The 14,653-nt window shown below is 69.4% G+C and carries 12 protein-coding genes; 1 reads left to right on the top strand and 11 read right to left on the bottom strand.

The annotated features are described in order from the left end of the window. Nucleotides 1-375: 375 nt before the first annotated feature. The 3 genes from Aco03nite_RS12380 to Aco03nite_RS12370 form a co-directional block, all read right to left on the bottom strand. A complete protein-coding gene (locus Aco03nite_RS12380) occupies nt 376-1,083 on the bottom strand; it encodes an ABC transporter ATP-binding protein (RefSeq protein ID WP_203795194.1) in 708 nt (235 codons plus the stop codon). Between the two features lie 171 nt (nt 1,084-1,254). Then, entirely contained in the window at nt 1,255-1,890 is a 636-nt protein-coding gene (locus Aco03nite_RS12375; RefSeq protein ID WP_203795193.1) for an alpha-ketoglutarate-dependent dioxygenase AlkB, read from the bottom strand. A gap of 9 nt (nt 1,891-1,899) precedes the next feature. After that, nucleotides 1,900-3,453: an MFS transporter gene (locus Aco03nite_RS12370; RefSeq protein ID WP_203795192.1), complete on the bottom strand. Its 1,554-nt coding sequence runs from the start codon at nt 3,451-3,453 to the stop codon at nt 1,900-1,902. Between the two features lie 89 nt (nt 3,454-3,542). Here Aco03nite_RS12370 and Aco03nite_RS12365 point away from each other — a divergent pair, with 89 nt between their 5' ends. After that, nucleotides 3,543-4,277 (top strand): TetR/AcrR family transcriptional regulator, encoded by a 735-nt coding sequence (locus Aco03nite_RS12365; protein ID WP_203795191.1) that lies wholly within the window; start codon nt 3,543-3,545, stop codon nt 4,275-4,277. A gap of 162 nt (nt 4,278-4,439) precedes the next feature. Here the strand turns inward: Aco03nite_RS12365 and Aco03nite_RS12360 are convergent, their stop codons facing one another. The 8 genes from Aco03nite_RS12360 to Aco03nite_RS12325 form a co-directional block, all read right to left on the bottom strand. Continuing rightward, a complete protein-coding gene (locus Aco03nite_RS12360) occupies nt 4,440-5,009 on the bottom strand; it encodes a GNAT family N-acetyltransferase (protein WP_203795190.1) in 570 nt (189 codons plus the stop codon). Between the two features lie 262 nt (nt 5,010-5,271). Further along, nucleotides 5,272-6,237 carry a succinate dehydrogenase/fumarate reductase iron-sulfur subunit gene (locus Aco03nite_RS12355; protein ID WP_203795189.1) on the bottom strand — a complete coding sequence of 322 codons (966 nt, stop codon included), beginning with the start codon at nt 6,235-6,237 and terminating at the stop codon, nt 5,272-5,274. Continuing rightward, on the bottom strand, nt 6,234-8,285 hold the full coding sequence (locus Aco03nite_RS12350; RefSeq protein WP_203795188.1) for a fumarate reductase/succinate dehydrogenase flavoprotein subunit: 2,052 nt from the start codon (nt 8,283-8,285) through the stop codon (nt 6,234-6,236). The genes Aco03nite_RS12355 and Aco03nite_RS12350 overlap by 4 nt, the downstream gene beginning before the upstream one ends. An 11-nt stretch (nt 8,286-8,296) precedes the next feature. Then, nucleotides 8,297-9,091 (bottom strand): succinate dehydrogenase subunit SdhC, encoded by a 795-nt coding sequence (sdhC, locus tag Aco03nite_RS12345; RefSeq protein ID WP_203795187.1) that lies wholly within the window; start codon nt 9,089-9,091, stop codon nt 8,297-8,299. 193 nt (nt 9,092-9,284) lie between these two features. Further along, nucleotides 9,285-10,742 carry a TldD/PmbA family protein gene (locus tag Aco03nite_RS12340; RefSeq protein WP_203795186.1) on the bottom strand — a complete coding sequence of 486 codons (1,458 nt, stop codon included), beginning with the start codon at nt 10,740-10,742 and terminating at the stop codon, nt 9,285-9,287. A 34-nt stretch (nt 10,743-10,776) separates the two neighbouring features. After that, the gene (locus Aco03nite_RS12335) at nt 10,777-12,213 is read right to left on the bottom strand and encodes a TldD/PmbA family protein (RefSeq protein ID WP_203795185.1); all 1,437 of its coding nucleotides are present in this window, start codon (nt 12,211-12,213) and stop codon (nt 10,777-10,779) included. 33 nt (nt 12,214-12,246) lie between these two features. Then, nucleotides 12,247-12,804 (bottom strand): Uma2 family endonuclease, encoded by a 558-nt coding sequence (locus tag Aco03nite_RS12330; protein ID WP_203795184.1) that lies wholly within the window; start codon nt 12,802-12,804, stop codon nt 12,247-12,249. Nucleotides 12,805-12,879: 75 nt separating this feature from the next. Continuing rightward, nucleotides 12,880-14,628, bottom strand: a complete 1,749-nt coding sequence (locus tag Aco03nite_RS12325; protein ID WP_239145090.1) for an alpha/beta hydrolase family protein — start codon at nt 14,626-14,628, stop codon at nt 12,880-12,882. Nucleotides 14,629-14,653 lie beyond the last annotated feature (25 nt).

The following is a 14,653-nucleotide window of genomic DNA, read 5'->3' as shown; positions in this document are numbered from 1 at the left end:
CGGCCGCCGGCGCTCCAGGACCGCGTCTCGCGGCCGCCGGCGCTCCAGGACCGCGTCTCGCGGCCGCCGGCGCTCCAGGACCGCGTCTCGTGGTTGCCGGTGCTTCGAGGTCGCGTCTCGCGGTCACCTGCGCTGACCGGTCCGGTCGCAGACGGCGGGTCTCCACGGGTGATCATCGGCGCTCCTCCTTCGGGGTCGTTCTGGGGATATGCCGACGAAAGCCGTGTCGTGACCGGCTGCCGGGAGTGCGGAAAGCTGTCGGCTTTGCATGGAGCTGTCGGCTTTGCGGAAAGGTTCAGGCAGTCGCGTCGCGCGACTGTCTGTCGTAGTGCTCCGGCGGCCGGCCCGCGTGACCGGTTGCCAGGATGTGGAAGCTCAGGCGGCCGCGCCGAGATAGGCCTCGGTGACCTTGGGGTTCGCACTGATCTCACTCGGGGTGCCGAGCGCGATCGGCTTACCGAAGTCGAGCACCAGGATCTCGTCGCAGACCGACATCACCAGGTCCATGTGGTGCTCGACCAGCAGAACCGTGGTGCCGATCTCGGTGATCAGAGTGCCCAGCCAGCGGATCTCGTCGGCGTCCAGCCCGCCCGCGGGCTCGTCGAGCATCAGGATGCGTGGCTTCGCGACCAGGGCCCGAGCCAGCTCGACCCGTTTGCGGATCGCGTACTGCAGGGCCCCTGGGTACTCGTGGGCGAACCGTGTCACGCCACACCGCTCCAGGGCGGCGAGCGCCTCGGACTCGGCGTGCCGGTGTCTCGCGCCGACCATCACGTTCTCCAGGACGGTCATGCCGGCGAACTGACCGACGCCCTGCAGAGTCCGGGAGATGCCGAGCCGGTTGAGATGGTGCGGGCGGGGCCGCCACGGCTTGCCGTCGAGAGTGAGCGACCCGGAGGTCGGCGGCACAAAACCGCTGATGACGTTGAAAAGGGTGGTCTTGCCCGCGCCGTTCGGCCCGATGACGCCGACGATCCGGCCCGGCGCCACGCGCAGAGAGACGGTGTCGAGAGCGGTCAGGCCGCCGAAGCGGACGGTGATGTCGTGGAGCGCCAATTCCTTGAGCGGGGGATCTGTTGTCATGGCTGCCTCGCCGGACCGGTGGAAGTCCTGGATGGGAGATGGAGCCTCAACTATTTACACTTGGAGTGTAACTTTCTCGGCGGACTCGTCAACCACTTGCGATGCCCCTGTTACAGGCTTGTTTTCTCAGGCCACGCCAGCAGGTTTTCTCAGGCCACGCCAGCGGGTTTTTCAGGCCACGCCAGCGGGCCGGAACTGCACGCTCACCCGTGGCCCGACCGGCTTCGCGGTCTTCGGCACGGCGTGCTCCCAGGTGCGCTGACAGGAACCGCCCATCACGATCAGATCGCCGTGCCCGAGCGGGAACCGCAGCGTCTCGTGACCGCCGGCGCGTGGTCGCAGCAGCAGATGTCGTGGCGATCCGAACGAGACGATCGCGACCATGGTGTCCTCGGTGGCGGACCGGCCGAGCGTGTCGCCGTGCCAGGCCACGCTGTCGCGCCCGTCGCGATAGAGGCACATGCCCGCGGTCACGAACTCCTCGCCCAGCTCCTCGGCGTAATGCCGGTTCAGCTCCTCTTTCGCCGCGGTCAGCGCGGGATGTGGCAGCGGCTCCCGTGGGCCGAACCACCGCAGCAGCCGGGGGACGTCGACGACATCGTCATACATCTTCCGCCGCTCGGCACGCCAGTCGATGCCGAGCAGGGTCTCGAAGACGGCGTCGGACCCGTGCAGCCACCCGGGAAGCACGTCGGCCCAGGCGCCCGCGGTGAGCCGATGCCGGATCGGCCGGCCGGTCAGTGGTGCGACCGCCTCGGCCGGCCCGGGCATCAGGTCGAGAAACGAAGGCTGGTAGGCGCTGGTCATGCCGCCATGTTAGTACTGGCGTTCGATCCCGGCGGGCACCGAATCCGCTTCTGTGGATAACTTTTCCGGCCCATCCGCTTCTGTGGACAACGGATCGGCCGCCTCCGGATTCGTGGCAGGCTTCGGTCGCAACACCGCGGCGGCCAGGATCGCCGCCGCGACCCCACCCACCACGCCGACCAGAGAGGTGACCGCGATGGCATCGACAAAAGCGGCCCGGGCCGTCTCCGCCAGTCCCGCGTCCCCGAGTCGCAGGGCGCCACCGAGTGACTCCCGGGCGGCTTCGGAGACGCCGTCCGGCAGTGCCGCCCGATAGGTGGTGGTCAACATGCTGCCCAGGATGGCGACGCTCAGTGCCGTCCCCACCTGCTGGACCGTGTCGTTGACCGCCGACCCGACACCGGCGCGCTCCAGCGGCAGCGCGCCGAGCAGCGTGCCGACCGCGGCCGGTGACGCGATGCCACTGCCCATGCCGATGATGACGAGCGCGGAGGCCAGTTTCAGATAACCGTCCTCGGGAGCGAGTGACGCGAGGACCGCGAAGCCACCCGCCACCAGCAGCAGGCCTGCCGACAGCGCCACCCGGGCGCCGAAACGTTTGTCGACCACCACACCGACCCCGTTGAAGATCATCGTTGTCACGATCATCGGGATGAAGGCGGCGCCGGCCTTGATCGGCTCGTAGCCGAGGACGAACTGGAGGTATTGCGTGATCGCCAGCATCACGCCACCGGCGGAGAAGGAGAGCAGCACCAGGGACAGGCTCGCGCCCCGGAAATTGCGGTTCCGGAAAAGCTCCAGCGGCAGCATCGGTTCGGCTGCCCGGCGCTCCCAGAGAATGAAAGAGGTCAGGGCGACCAGGGCGACGACGAAGCCGCCGGTGGTCCGGAGCGACTCCCAGCCGTGCTCCGGAGCCGAGATGACGCCCCAGATCAGGGCGGTCATGCCGATCGTGGAGAGCAGGGCGCCCACCGTGTCGGGCCGGGAGGACGGGCCCTTCGACTCGGGAATGAAAGCCAGGGAGGCCAACAGGCCCAGGATGGCGATGGGAATGTTGAGCAGGAAGACCGAGCCCCACCAGAAGTGCTCCAGGAGCAGTCCGCCCAGGGTCGGGCCACCCAGGGCGCCGAGCATGAGCACCGAGCTCCAGATCGCGATCGCCTTCTTGCGCTCGTTCTCGTCGAAGACTGTGGTGAGGATGGCGAGCGTGCCCGGCATGAGGAAGGCGGCGCCCAGACCCATCAGGCCGCGGACCGCGATCAGCTGTCCGGGGGTCTCGCAGACGGTGGCCAGCGCGGAGGCGCCACCGAAGATGATCAGGCCGATGACCAGGCCACGGCGACGGCCGTATCGGTCGGAGAGGCTGCCCGCGGTGAGCAGCACGCCGGCGAAGACCAGGATGTAGGCGTCGATGATCCACTGAATGTCGGCGGTGCTCGCGCCGAGATCGCGGATGAGCGCCGGGATGGCGATGTTCAGAACCATGTTGTCCACGACGACAACGAGCAGGCTCAGACAGAGCACACCCAGAATCAGCCAGCGTCGCGGATGACGTTCGGCCATCGAGATTCCTCTCTCGTACGGTGTTCGTTTAGCGTCGAACACCGTACCAGTGGAATCGAACACTGTGCGATCCCCTTTAAGATGACGTCATGCCCGACTTCACCGACTCGGTGTGGACCCGACCCGCCCGCGCCCGCACCGGTCAGCCCGCCCTCAGCAGGGAGCAGATCGTCCGCTCCGCGATCGAGCTCCTCGACGCCGAAGGCGCGGCTGGGCTGAGCATGCGCCGGCTGGGGGCCCGGCTCGGGTCCGGCGCCACCTCGCTCTACTGGCACGTCGCCACCAAGGACGACCTGCTCGAACTGGCCGTCGACGAGGTGATGGGCGAGATCTACGTGCCCGAGGCCGGCGATGCTCCCTGGCGGGTCGGGATCTCGGTGATGGCCAACGGCACCCGGGCCATGCTGCTGCGCCACCCCTGGGTGATCGGGCTGCTCGGCACCCGGCCCACGATCGGGCCGAACGTGTTGCGGATGAGCAATCGGACCGTCGCGCTGTTCTCCGCGGCGGGATTCCGTGGCCCGGACCTGTCACACGCGAGTTCGCTGGTCACCGCGCACGTGATCGGGGCGGCGACCAGCGAGGCGGCCGTCGTCGCGGCGGTGCGGCGATCCGGGCAACCGGCGGCTGAGATGCGGGAGAGCTTGCGGCCCTACATGGAGAAGGCCGCCGAAGGGCTGGAGGCGTACGACAGTTGGCGGCAGCAGGACGGTGTCGCCGAGATGCATCCCGAGGAGGTGTTCGCGGAGAGTTTCGGGTTCGGCCTCGACCGGATCCTCGACGGCCTCGAACTGTGGCTGAACAGCCAAAAGGCCGCCGACTGACCACTCCGAAGGGCCCAACACGCGGGAGGCCGGAAGGTGGGGCCCGACAACGCGGCGGGAAGACACGGTTGGGGGCGCGGTGCGACAACGCGATGGGGTAGGCGCGGGCGAAGGGCGTGCCGGGACAACACAGGTGTGCGGCGCCGGCAGGTGGGGTGGCGGTCAGTCGGTGGACAGGCGGGCGTGCAGGTGCATGTCGTGCCAGCCGTCCGCGTGCCGGGCTTCGCTTCGTTTGGTGCCTTCGGGCTGGTAACCGGACTTGTCGGCTACGCGGCAGGAGGCGGGGTTGGCCGTTGAATGGCTCAGTTCGAGGCGGTGCAGGCCGAGCGTGGTGAAGGACCATGCGGTCAGCGCGTTCAGGGCGCTTGGTGCGATCCGCCGGCCGCGGGCGGGCGGCAGCACCCAGTAGGAGATCGCGGCCATGCCCTCGTGCAGGTCGATGTGGCGGAGGCCGATCTGTCCGGCGACCCTGCCCTCCTGCAGGATCGCCCAGCTGGCCGAACGCTCGGATGACCAGCGCTCGGCCCACTGCGAGATCCACTCGGCGGCCTCCGCGTCGTCCAGGCTCACGCAATGCCACCGTTGGATCGCCGGGTCGGCGAATCCCGTCACCACGGCGGTCCGGTCCGACGGCTCCCAGGGGCGCAGCGTCACACCGTCGCCGGTGATCTCCGGCTGGGCTCGGCCGGAGATCGAACCGGTAGGCAGCGCCGCCACCGTCAGCAAAGGCATGCCGCGACTCTAACGAGCCCCGAAAACGAGAGCGGCCCGAAAACGAGCGCGGCCCGAAAACGAGCGCGAGGCCTTGAACGACGGGAGCGGGGCCTCCAACAACGAGAGCGGGATTACGTAGGACGGGGCGGGGCCTCGGAGGACGAGAGCGGGATCTCGAACGACGGGAGCGGGGCCCGAGAAACGAGAGCGAGGTCCGGAAACGAACGACGAGGCTGCCCTGACGAAGACGGGAGCGGAGGACGGGAGGTGGGAGGGTGGGTCAGGCCTCGGACGGGCGTTCGGGGTGGTGGTAGGAGACGTATTCGGGTGGGAGGGGGAAACTCAGGTCCTCGCCGAAGGGAGACAAGCCGCCCTGCGTCGGCGCGGACAGTTCGGCGATCTCCATGTGGCCGTCGGGGCCGACCGGCGGGCCCTCGGGGAGGCGGGCGCTGGACATCGGCGGATTGACCGTGGGCACGGCGCCGTCCGCCGATTCCAGCTGGTCGCGGCGGAAGATCTTGCGGCCCAGCCAGACGATCGGGTCGTAGCGTCGGTCCACCACGCGCTCCTTCATCGGGATGATCGCGTTGTCAGTGATCTTGATGTGTTCGGGGCAGACCTCGGTGCAGCACTTGGTGATGTTGCAGTAGCCGAGTCCCTGGCTGGCCTGCGCGTACTCCTTGCGATCCGAGCGGTCGTCGAGCGGGTGCATGTCCAGTTCGGCGGCCCGGATGAAGTACCGCGGACCGGAGAAGGCGGGCTTGTTCTCGTCGTGGTCCCGGATGACGTGACAGGTGTTCTGGCACAGGAAGCATTCGATGCACTTGCGGAACTCCTGGCTGCGTTCCACATCGACCTGCTGCATCCGGTACTCGCCGGGCGCGACCCCGGGCGGCGGCGCGAACGCCGGTGTCTCCCGCGCCTTCTCGTAGTTGAAGGACACGTCGGTGACCAGGTCCCGGATCACCGGGAAGGTCCGGATCGGCGTGACCGTGATGGTCTCGTCGTCGGTGAACGTCGACATCCGGGTCATGCACCCGAGTCGCGGCTTCCCGTTGATCTCCATCGAGCAGGAGCCGCACTTGCCGGCCTTGCAGTTCCACCGGCAGGCCAGATCGGGCGCCTGGGTGGCCTGCAGCCGGTGGATGATGTCGAGGACGACCTCGCCCTCGTTCACCTCGACGTCGAAGTCCCGCAGGTCGCCGCCGGAAGCGTCGCCGCGCCAGACACGGAAGTGGCGTTTCACTGTTCCTCCACCTCGGCCAGTTCCTCATCGGTCAGGTATTTCGACAGCTCGCTGCGTTCGAACAGGGCGAGCAGCTCGGCCCGCATGGCCGGCACCGGTTTGTGTTCCAGGTGCACCTCGCCGAATGAAAGGGAGCAGACCAGGTTGATCCGCCGCCACGTCGGGTTCATCGCCGGGAAGTCCTCGCGGGTGTGGCCACCACGCGACTCCTCCCGTTCCAGCGCGGCCCGCGCGGTGCACTCCGAGACGACCAGCATGTTGCGCAGGTCGAGGGCCAGATGCCAGCCGGGGTTGTAGCGCCGCCCGCCGGTGGCGCCGACGTTGGCGACCCGGGCGCGCAGCTCGTGCAGACGCTTGAGCGCGTCGGTCAGCTCACCCTCGCGCCGGATGATCCCGACCAGGTCACCCATCACCGCCTGAAGATCCTGCTGAAGGGTGTACGGATTCTCCGCGATCAAAGAACCGGCCGACGAAGCGGCCGACGAAGCGGTGGATGAACCGGCGGACGAATCGGCGGATGGAGCGGCCGATGAATCGGCGGACGAACCGGTGGATGAATCGGCGGAGGAGCCGGTGGATGAATCGGCGGAGGAGCCGGTGGATGAAGCGGCGGCACGAACGAGAGGCGCCAGCGCCACCTCGACCGCCGCCGCCACGTCGACCTTTGCCGGGCGGGGACGGACCTGCAGCGTGTCCACATAGGCCGACGCGTGCTCCCCGGCCCGTTTGCCGAAGACCAGCAGGTCGGAGAGGGAGTTCCCGCCGAGCCGGTTGGAGCCGTGCATGCCCCCGGACACCTCACCGGCCGCGAACAGCCCCTGCACCCGCCCGAACGCCGCGCCGGTGTCCGGGTCGACCTCGACCCCACCCATCACGTAGTGGCAGGTCGGCCCGACCTCCATCGGCTCCTTGGTGATGTCGACGTCGGCGAGTTCCTTGAACTGGTGGTGCATCGACGGCAGCCGCCGGATGATCTGCTCGGCCGGCAGGCGGGTCGACACGTCCAGGAAGACGCCACCGGCGGGGCTGCCACGGCCGGCCTTGACCTCGCTGTTGATGGCGCGGGCCACCTCGTCGCGGGGCAGCAGTTCGGGTGGGCGCCGATTGTTGTCCGGGTCGGCGTACCAGCGATCGGCTTCTTCTTCGGTCTCCGCATACTGCTTGCGGAAGACGTCGGGGACGTAGTCGAACATGAACCGTTTGTTGTCGGAGTTGCGCAGCACCCCGCCGTCGCCGCGGACCGATTCGGTGACCAGGATGCCTTTGACGCTCGGCGGCCAGACCATGCCGGTCGGGTGGAACTGCAGGAACTCCATGTTGATCAGCGTCGCCCCGGCCCGCAGCGCGAGCGCGTGCCCGTCGCCGGTGTACTCCCACGAGTTCGAGGTGACCTTGTAACTGCGGCCGACCCCGCCGGTGGCCAGCACCACGGCCGGAGCTTCGAAGAGCAGGAACTCGCCTGTTTCCCGGTAGTAGCCGAACGCCCCGGCCACCCGGTCGCCGTCGAGCATCAGCTCGGTGATCGTGGTCTCCTGGAAGACCCGGATCCGGGAGTCGTACGAGCCGGTCGCCGCGAAGTCCTCCTGCTGCAACGAGACGATCTTCTGCTGCAGCGTACGGATCAGTTCCAGCCCGGTCCGGTCGCCGACGTGCGCCAACCGTGGATACTCATGGCCGCCGAAGTTGCGCTGGGAGATCTTTCCGTCTTTCGTACGATCAAAAAGGGCCCCGTAGGTCTCCAGCTCCCAGATCCGTTCGGGCGCTTCCTTGGCGTGCAGCTCGGCCATCCGGAAGTTGTTCAGGAACTTGCCGCCGCGCATGGTGTCCCGGAAGTGGACCATCCAGTTGTCGCGCGAGTTGGCGTTGCCCATCGCGGCCGCCGCGCCACCTTCGGCCATCACCGTGTGTGCCTTGCCGAACAGCGACTTCGAGATGATCGCGGTACGTTTCCCGGCCAGTCGCGCTTCGATGGCCGCCCGCAGCCCGGCGCCCCCGGCCCCGATGACCACCACGTCGTACAGATGTCGTTCGATCTTGTTGTCGCTCATGCCGCCGCCTCTCAGCCGATGATTCGCAGGTCGGTGAACCAGCCGGCGGCGAGACCCATGATGTAGAAATCGGTCAGCGCCAGGGTGCCGAGCGTGATCCAGGCCAGCTGCATGTGGCGGGTGTTGAGTGCGGACACGAACGTCCAGAGCCGGTACCGCACCGGGTGTCGGGAGAAGTGCTTCATCCGGCCGCCGATGATGTGCCGGCAGGAGTGGCAGGAGGCGGTGTACGCCCAGAGCATCAGCACGTTGATCCAGAGGATCACGTTGCCCAGGCCGAGCCCGGTGGTCTGCGCGTGGATCGCGTCCCATGTGTTGATCACCGAGATGATCACGGCGGCGTAGAACGCGTACCGGTGCGCGTTCTGGAAGATCAGCGGGAACCGGGTCTCGCCGGAGTACGTCTTGTGCCCGTCCGGCACCGCACACGCCGGCGGCGACAGCCAGAACGCCCGGTAGTACGCCTTCCGGTAGTAGTAGCAGGTCAGCCGGAAGAGCAGCAGGAACGGCAGGGTGAAGGCCGCTTCCGGGATCAGGAGGAAGCTGGGCAGCGGGGTGCCGAACTCGGCCGCCGGCCCGCACAGGTCGGTGAGGCAGGGCGAGTAGAACGGCGTCAGATAGAGGTATTCCTCCACGAAGAACCATTGGTGCATGAAGACCCGGACCGTGGCGTACGTGACCCACGCACCCAGTCCGATAAAGGTCACCAGCGGCGCGAGCCACCAGCGGTCGGTGCGCAGCGTGCGCGCGGTGATCGCCGCACGCAGTCTGCCGCCGCCGCCCGGCTTCGTTGCCGTCGTCGTCATTCCATCTCCCTGACAGTGCCGTGTGCAGGGTCGCCGACACGACGAGGTCAGGACACAGTGGTGCCCCACGCCGCCGTCGCGTCGCGACAGTGATGTGGGGCACACGTTACGCCGAAGGTCGGACTCTTTGCGCGGTGCGGGTCACAAAAAGGCCATCCCGAGTGTCAAAGACGATCACCGATGAGGTAATGGATCATCCGGAGGCGTTTCCGGTGAGGTTCCACTCGGCCAGATGCAGGGCCGGAGCGGCATACCGGGCCCGCCCCCACGACTCCGGCAGCATGATCGTCTCGGCGCCGATCCCGAGCACCCGGCCCGGACCGAGCGCCAGCGGGTACGACTGGGTGAACCGCATGTTTCCCACCGCCGACACCACCTCGCCGTCCTCCACCAGCCAGACCCCGTTCCGGGTCAGCCCGGTGATCACCAGCGTCTTCGGGTCGAGCACCCGGGTGTACCAGAGGTCCGAGATCAGCAGCCCGCGCCGCATCTTGGCGACCAGTGGCCGGGCCGACTCGACGATCGCACCGGCGCCACCGGTGCCCGGCGCGGCACCCTTCACCGGCGCCGCCTCCAGCCGCAGGTGGGTGGCGTGCGGACCCCACGACCGGGACACCGCCGAACCGTGCCCGGTCGACTCGGTGCCGGCCTGCCCCGCCGACGTGCGGTCGTGCGTGACCGCCCGGGTCACCCCGTCGCAGACCAGCACCAGCGGCCGCCGGGGCGTGCCCTCCTCGTCGAAGGCCAGGTCACCGGCCGGCTCGTCGCGGCTGCCCAGCGGATCGTCCACGATGGTCACCGACGGGTCGAACTGCTCCCGGCCCAGCTCGGCGAAACTCTGCTGCTGGTGATGGGCCCGGCCGTCGAAGCCGAAGTACGCGAAGTTCTGCAGCATGTCGGAGACCGCGTCCGGTTCCAGTACCACCTCGTACCGGCCGGGCGGCAACTCGACCGGCTCCCGGGCGGCCCGCGCCTTGGCCGCCGCCCGGGCGCCGAGCACCGCGCCGTCCAGATCGTCCAGCCGGGCCGCGGCCAGCCGCGCCACCCCGTCCGCGCCGCCGGTACGGGCGACGCCGTCCATCGCCGCCTCCGCGGTCCGGCCCTCCACGGCCTGACCGGCGCTGTTGGCGAACGCCGCCGAGACGTAGACGGTCCGGCAGTACCCGGCCGTCTCCAGCCCGTCGGCCGCCCGCACGAAGTCCCGCACCCGGGCGGCCCGCTCGGCCGGGTCGGCCCGGGCGGTCGCCTCGTCGAACCCGAACGCCAGCCCGGACCGCTCACCCGACCCCGGATGCCCGGCGGACAGCCGCAACGGCGCGGGCGCCGCCACCCCCGGCCACGACCGGTCGGCCGGGCTCACCCGGGCCGCCGCGAGGGTCCGCTCGACCAGGGCACGCAGCCCGTCCACGTCGGTGATCGTGGTGGAACCGCCGACGGTCCGGCCGTCCACGTGCAGCCGCAGCCGCACCCGGGTGGTCGCGTCGGCCACGTTCTGGTGGATCGCCGAGTTCGCGAACCGGGTCAGCGCCAGCGCCTCGTGCCGCACGTTGACCTCGGCCTCCGCCGACCGCCCGGCCACACCCCGTACCAGCTCGATGACCTTGGCAGCCGTCTCCAGCTCGGCCCCGGCCCGGCCGCTCCCGCCGCTCATGCCGCCACTCCCGCCGCGCCGTTGAACGAAGAGCTCATCCCCGCACCCCCACCCGCACGTTCGCGAACCGGGCCGGCGCCGCCGGATGCCCGGTGTGACCGATCTGGCCCGGCTGACCCTTGCCGCAGTTCGGCGTGCCCCACGCGACCGTCTCGCTGGAGAGCATGTCCATCGACTGCCAGAAGCGCGGACCGATGCCGGTGTACGTGGGATTACGCAGCATCCGGCCCAGCTTGCCGTTCTTGATCTCGTACCCGATCTCGCACCCGAACTGGAAGTTGAGCCGCCGATCGTCGATCGACCAGGACCGGTTGACGTCCATGAACACGCCGTCGTCGGTAGCGGCGATGATCTCGTCGAGCGTGTGCGGCCCCGGCTCCAGTCCGACATTGGTCATCCGCACCATCGGCAGCCGGGACCAGCCGTCGGCCCGGACACTGCCCGCGTAGTCCAGCCCGGCCACCGCCGCCGAGTCCCGCCCGGCCAGCACCCCGACCCAGATCCCGTCCTTGACCGCGTGCCGTTTCGTGGCCGGAGTGCCCTCGTCGTCGAACCCGAAGCTGCCCAGCGCGCCCGGGAACGACGGATCGATGGTGATGTTCATCAGCTCCGACCCGTACCGCAGGGAACCGATCCTGCTCAGATCCAGCCAGCTGGTCCCGGCGAACGCGGCCTCCCACCCGAGGATCCGGTCCAGCTCGATCGCGTGACCCACCGACTCGTGGATCTGCAGAGCCAGCTGCTCCCCGCCGAGCACCAGGTTCGTCTCGGTGGCCGGGCAGAGCGGTGCGGTCAGCAGCGCCCGCGCCTCCTCGGCCATCCGTGGCGCGTTGCCGACCAGATCGATCTCGTCGATCAGCTCCCAGCCACGGGTGCCGTGCTGCCCCCGGTGCGACGGCCAGGACCGGCGCTGCACCTCGCCGTCGCCGATCGCGATCGCCGTGACACCGGCGCCGCACTCGCGGATGTGCTGGTCGATGCGGTGACCCTCGCTGGAGACGAACCACTTGCGGGTGTCCCACGCCTCGTAGTTCGCCTCGGCCACGTCGGCGCCGGCCGCCTTCGCCGCGGCGGTCGCCCGGACCAGCAGGTCACCCTTGTCGGAGAGCGACACCCCGAGCGGATCGATCACGCAGTCGGAGGCCCAGCTCGCCGTGACGGCCCTGGCCGGCACCAGATCGTGCGGGGGACCGGGAACCGCGGCACTGGCGGCGGCGATCTCGGCGGCGCGCCGCCCGGCGGCTCTCGCGGCTGGTTCGGACAGCTCCGGTACGGCGTAGAAGCCCCAGCTCGACCCGACCAGCGCCCGCACACCCAACCCGGCACTCTCGTCGAACCCCAGGTCCTCGACGGCCCCGTCCCGCGCCGACAGACTCTCGCTCCGCCGCACCATCACCCGGGCGTCGGCATACCGAGCACCCGCGTCGAGCGCGGCCTGCACAGCCGCCCCCGCCTCATCGAAGTGGGTCATGCACCCGACCCTATGCGCCAGGTGCGGCGTTTTTCACCGAGGCGGCAACAGATCCGCCGGATCGATCGTCACGGCCACCGGCTCCACGAGTTCCAGCAACTCCCCGGGCTCCGCACTCGCATGTTCGACATACTTTGCTCCGCTGAGCATGTAGAGGGTGACTGTGGCGGTTCTCGGTTCGACCAGGAGATACCAAGGGATGCCGGCTTCGGCGTAGTAGGTCATCTTGGTGGTCTTGTCGGTCTTCGCGTTGGACGGCGACATGACCTCGCAGACCAGCAATACATCCGAAGCGGGGATCACCAGGTCGTCGTCGTAGTCGGCGTTCTTGAAGAGAGTCAGATCCGGGATCGGAATTCGATTCCGGCCCACGTGCACATTGACGTTCTCGTAGACGAACAGGCCGGCCTTGCGAGCCACCGGCTTGAAGGCGTCTTTCAGCTCGTCCAAGGCGTGTTGGTGACGCAGTCCTGGTGCGGGACTCACGTGCAGTCTCCCGTCGAAAAGCTCGATGCGTTCGGGCGTTTCGCCGATGGCCAGATACTCCGACTCGGTCCAGATGTGGTTCTCGAGGTGAAGGGTGGTCGTCATGGCGTCCTCTCCCGTTGGGTCCGGAGTGGACGGTCGCATATCATCTGGTCTCATATCAACCCCTCACGAGACTACTCACCCATTCAGGAAGGTTAACTCCTCCGCGAAGGTGACGGTGTGCCTCGACGGGAAACCGGGCAGTTCGGCACCCACCAGGAGGACGTCGGGGGACACCCCCGTCTCGGCCAGTCCGTGGTGCGCGTAGACGTCCGGCGAGTCGGCCCGGTCGCCCAGATAGCGCTCGGCCACGATCGGCGGCACCTCCGCCCAGTCCACCACCGGCTGGTGCGCCACGGCACGATGAAAAACCTCGGGCCGCTTGAGTACGGCCATCGCCGCCAGCCACCCGCCGAGGCCCCGTCCCCGCACCGCGATCCGGCTCAGGTCCAGGTCGGGGTGCTTGCCGTGCAACGCGGCCAGGGCATCCGCCTGGTCGGCGAGCACCACGTCGGCGAGCCGCCGGTGCACCGCCTTCTCGAAGCTGGGCGCCACTCCCGGCGTACCGCGGGAATCGATGCTGACGACGGCGAAGCCGGAGTCGGCCCACCGCTGCCGCTCCGCCCACGCCGCCGGATCGGCCACCACCTGCTGGAACCCGGGCCCGTCGCCCATCGTGACCAGCACCGGCAGCCGTGTCCCGACGACGTGCCCGGCCGGGTAGAGGATCCCGGCCGGAAGCCGCCGGTCGGTGACCCGTTCCAGGACCGGCGCGCAGTCGTGCGTCCCGGCCGGCGCCCGCAGCGTGAACTCCCGCTCACCGCGCCACACCCGGGTGCCCGCGACGAGCACGTCCCCGCCCACCGTCACCTGATCAGAACTGGACAGCACGGTGATCCGCTGCACCTCCGGACCGCCGCCGCCGATCGACGTCCGCACCCGGAACACCTCCCGCACCGACGGCTCGCCGAGACTGCCCTCGACGATCAGGTCGGGCGCACCGGCCGGGCCGTCGGCGCGCGGCAGTGTCCCGGCGACCCGCCGCACGTACAACCCGGGCGGGGTGAGCAGTGACCCGTCGGCGAACAGGCAGCGGGCGTCGAAGCCGTCGTGCGCGAGTTCGCCGCCGACCAGCACCCGGCCGTCCGGCAGGTGCCGCGGGGTGCCCGGGATCGGCTCGACCCAGCGGGCGTCGGCGAGTTCCGCGTGCACCTGGGTCTCGCCGGTGCGCGGGTCGATGGAGAGGATCAGCCCGTGCTGCTGCATCCGGCGCAGCACGGTGATCAGCGGGCCACCGCCGGACCAGCGGACCTGGGCCAGGTGCGGGTACGTCTCCCGGTCCCAGTGCACGTCGACCCAGCCCTCGTCCAGGTCGAGCAGGTGCAGGCTGACGGTGCGGGCGCTGCGGACCGCGAGGATCTGCCGGCCGTCCGGGGACCACCACCAGCCGCGGGTACGCCCGAACTCGGCCGCCCCGGCCCCGGGGATCCCCCAGGCGATCGTGTCGCCGTGCTCCCGCCACGCGTTGCCCGGCTCACCGGCCAGCAGACGATCGCCGTCCGGCCCGGTGACCCGCAGGGACGCGGCCGCGCCGGGGTCGGTGAGGTAGCCGATGGCGACACCCTGCGGATCGGGTCGTGGGTCGTGGGCCGGCCCGTCCGTCGTGACCGGGTCGAGGGTGCCGTCGACCAGGTCGGCCCGGAGCAGTTCCCCGTCCCGGAGCAGCGCCACCACCCGGGCGTCGCGGTCGGTGGCGTACGACCCGACCCGGTCGGCGACCCGGTGCTCCACCCCGTCGGTCAGGTCGAGGAACCAGAGCTCCGACGAGCGGAGGAACACGGCACGGGCACTGTCGGCGCCGACGGTCACGTCGTATGGATGGTCCACGCTTCCAGCATCACCGATCGGGGGC

Source organism: Actinoplanes couchii (genome assembly GCF_016862075.1).
GTDB classification, from domain to species: Bacteria; Actinomycetota; Actinomycetes; order Mycobacteriales; family Micromonosporaceae; genus Actinoplanes; species Actinoplanes couchii.
This window is presented reverse-complemented; position numbering and strand designations above follow the sequence as displayed.

Bases quoted from the DNA above. Each gene is read 5' to 3' on its own strand.
- Aco03nite_RS12380 (WP_203795194.1), bottom strand. From the start codon at position 1,083: ATGACAACAGATCCCCCGCTCAAGGAATTGGCGCTCCACGACATCACC.
- Aco03nite_RS12375 (WP_203795193.1), bottom strand. From the start codon at position 1,890: ATGACCAGCGCCTACCAGCCTTCGTTTCTCGACCTGATGCCCGGGCCG.
- Aco03nite_RS12370 (WP_203795192.1), bottom strand. From the start codon at position 3,453: ATGGCCGAACGTCATCCGCGACGCTGGCTGATTCTGGGTGTGCTCTGT.
- Aco03nite_RS12365 (WP_203795191.1), top strand. From the start codon at position 3,543: ATGCCCGACTTCACCGACTCGGTGTGGACCCGACCCGCCCGCGCCCGC.
- Aco03nite_RS12360 (WP_203795190.1), bottom strand. From the start codon at position 5,009: ATGCCTTTGCTGACGGTGGCGGCGCTGCCTACCGGTTCGATCTCCGGC.
- Aco03nite_RS12350 (WP_203795188.1), bottom strand. From the start codon at position 8,285: ATGAGCGACAACAAGATCGAACGACATCTGTACGACGTGGTGGTCATC.
- sdhC (WP_203795187.1), bottom strand. From the start codon at position 9,091: ATGACGACGACGGCAACGAAGCCGGGCGGCGGCGGCAGACTGCGTGCG.
- Aco03nite_RS12340 (WP_203795186.1), bottom strand. From the start codon at position 10,742: ATGAGCGGCGGGAGCGGCCGGGCCGGGGCCGAGCTGGAGACGGCTGCC.
- Aco03nite_RS12335 (WP_203795185.1), bottom strand. From the start codon at position 12,213: ATGACCCACTTCGATGAGGCGGGGGCGGCTGTGCAGGCCGCGCTCGAC.
- Aco03nite_RS12330 (WP_203795184.1), bottom strand. From the start codon at position 12,804: ATGACGACCACCCTTCACCTCGAGAACCACATCTGGACCGAGTCGGAG.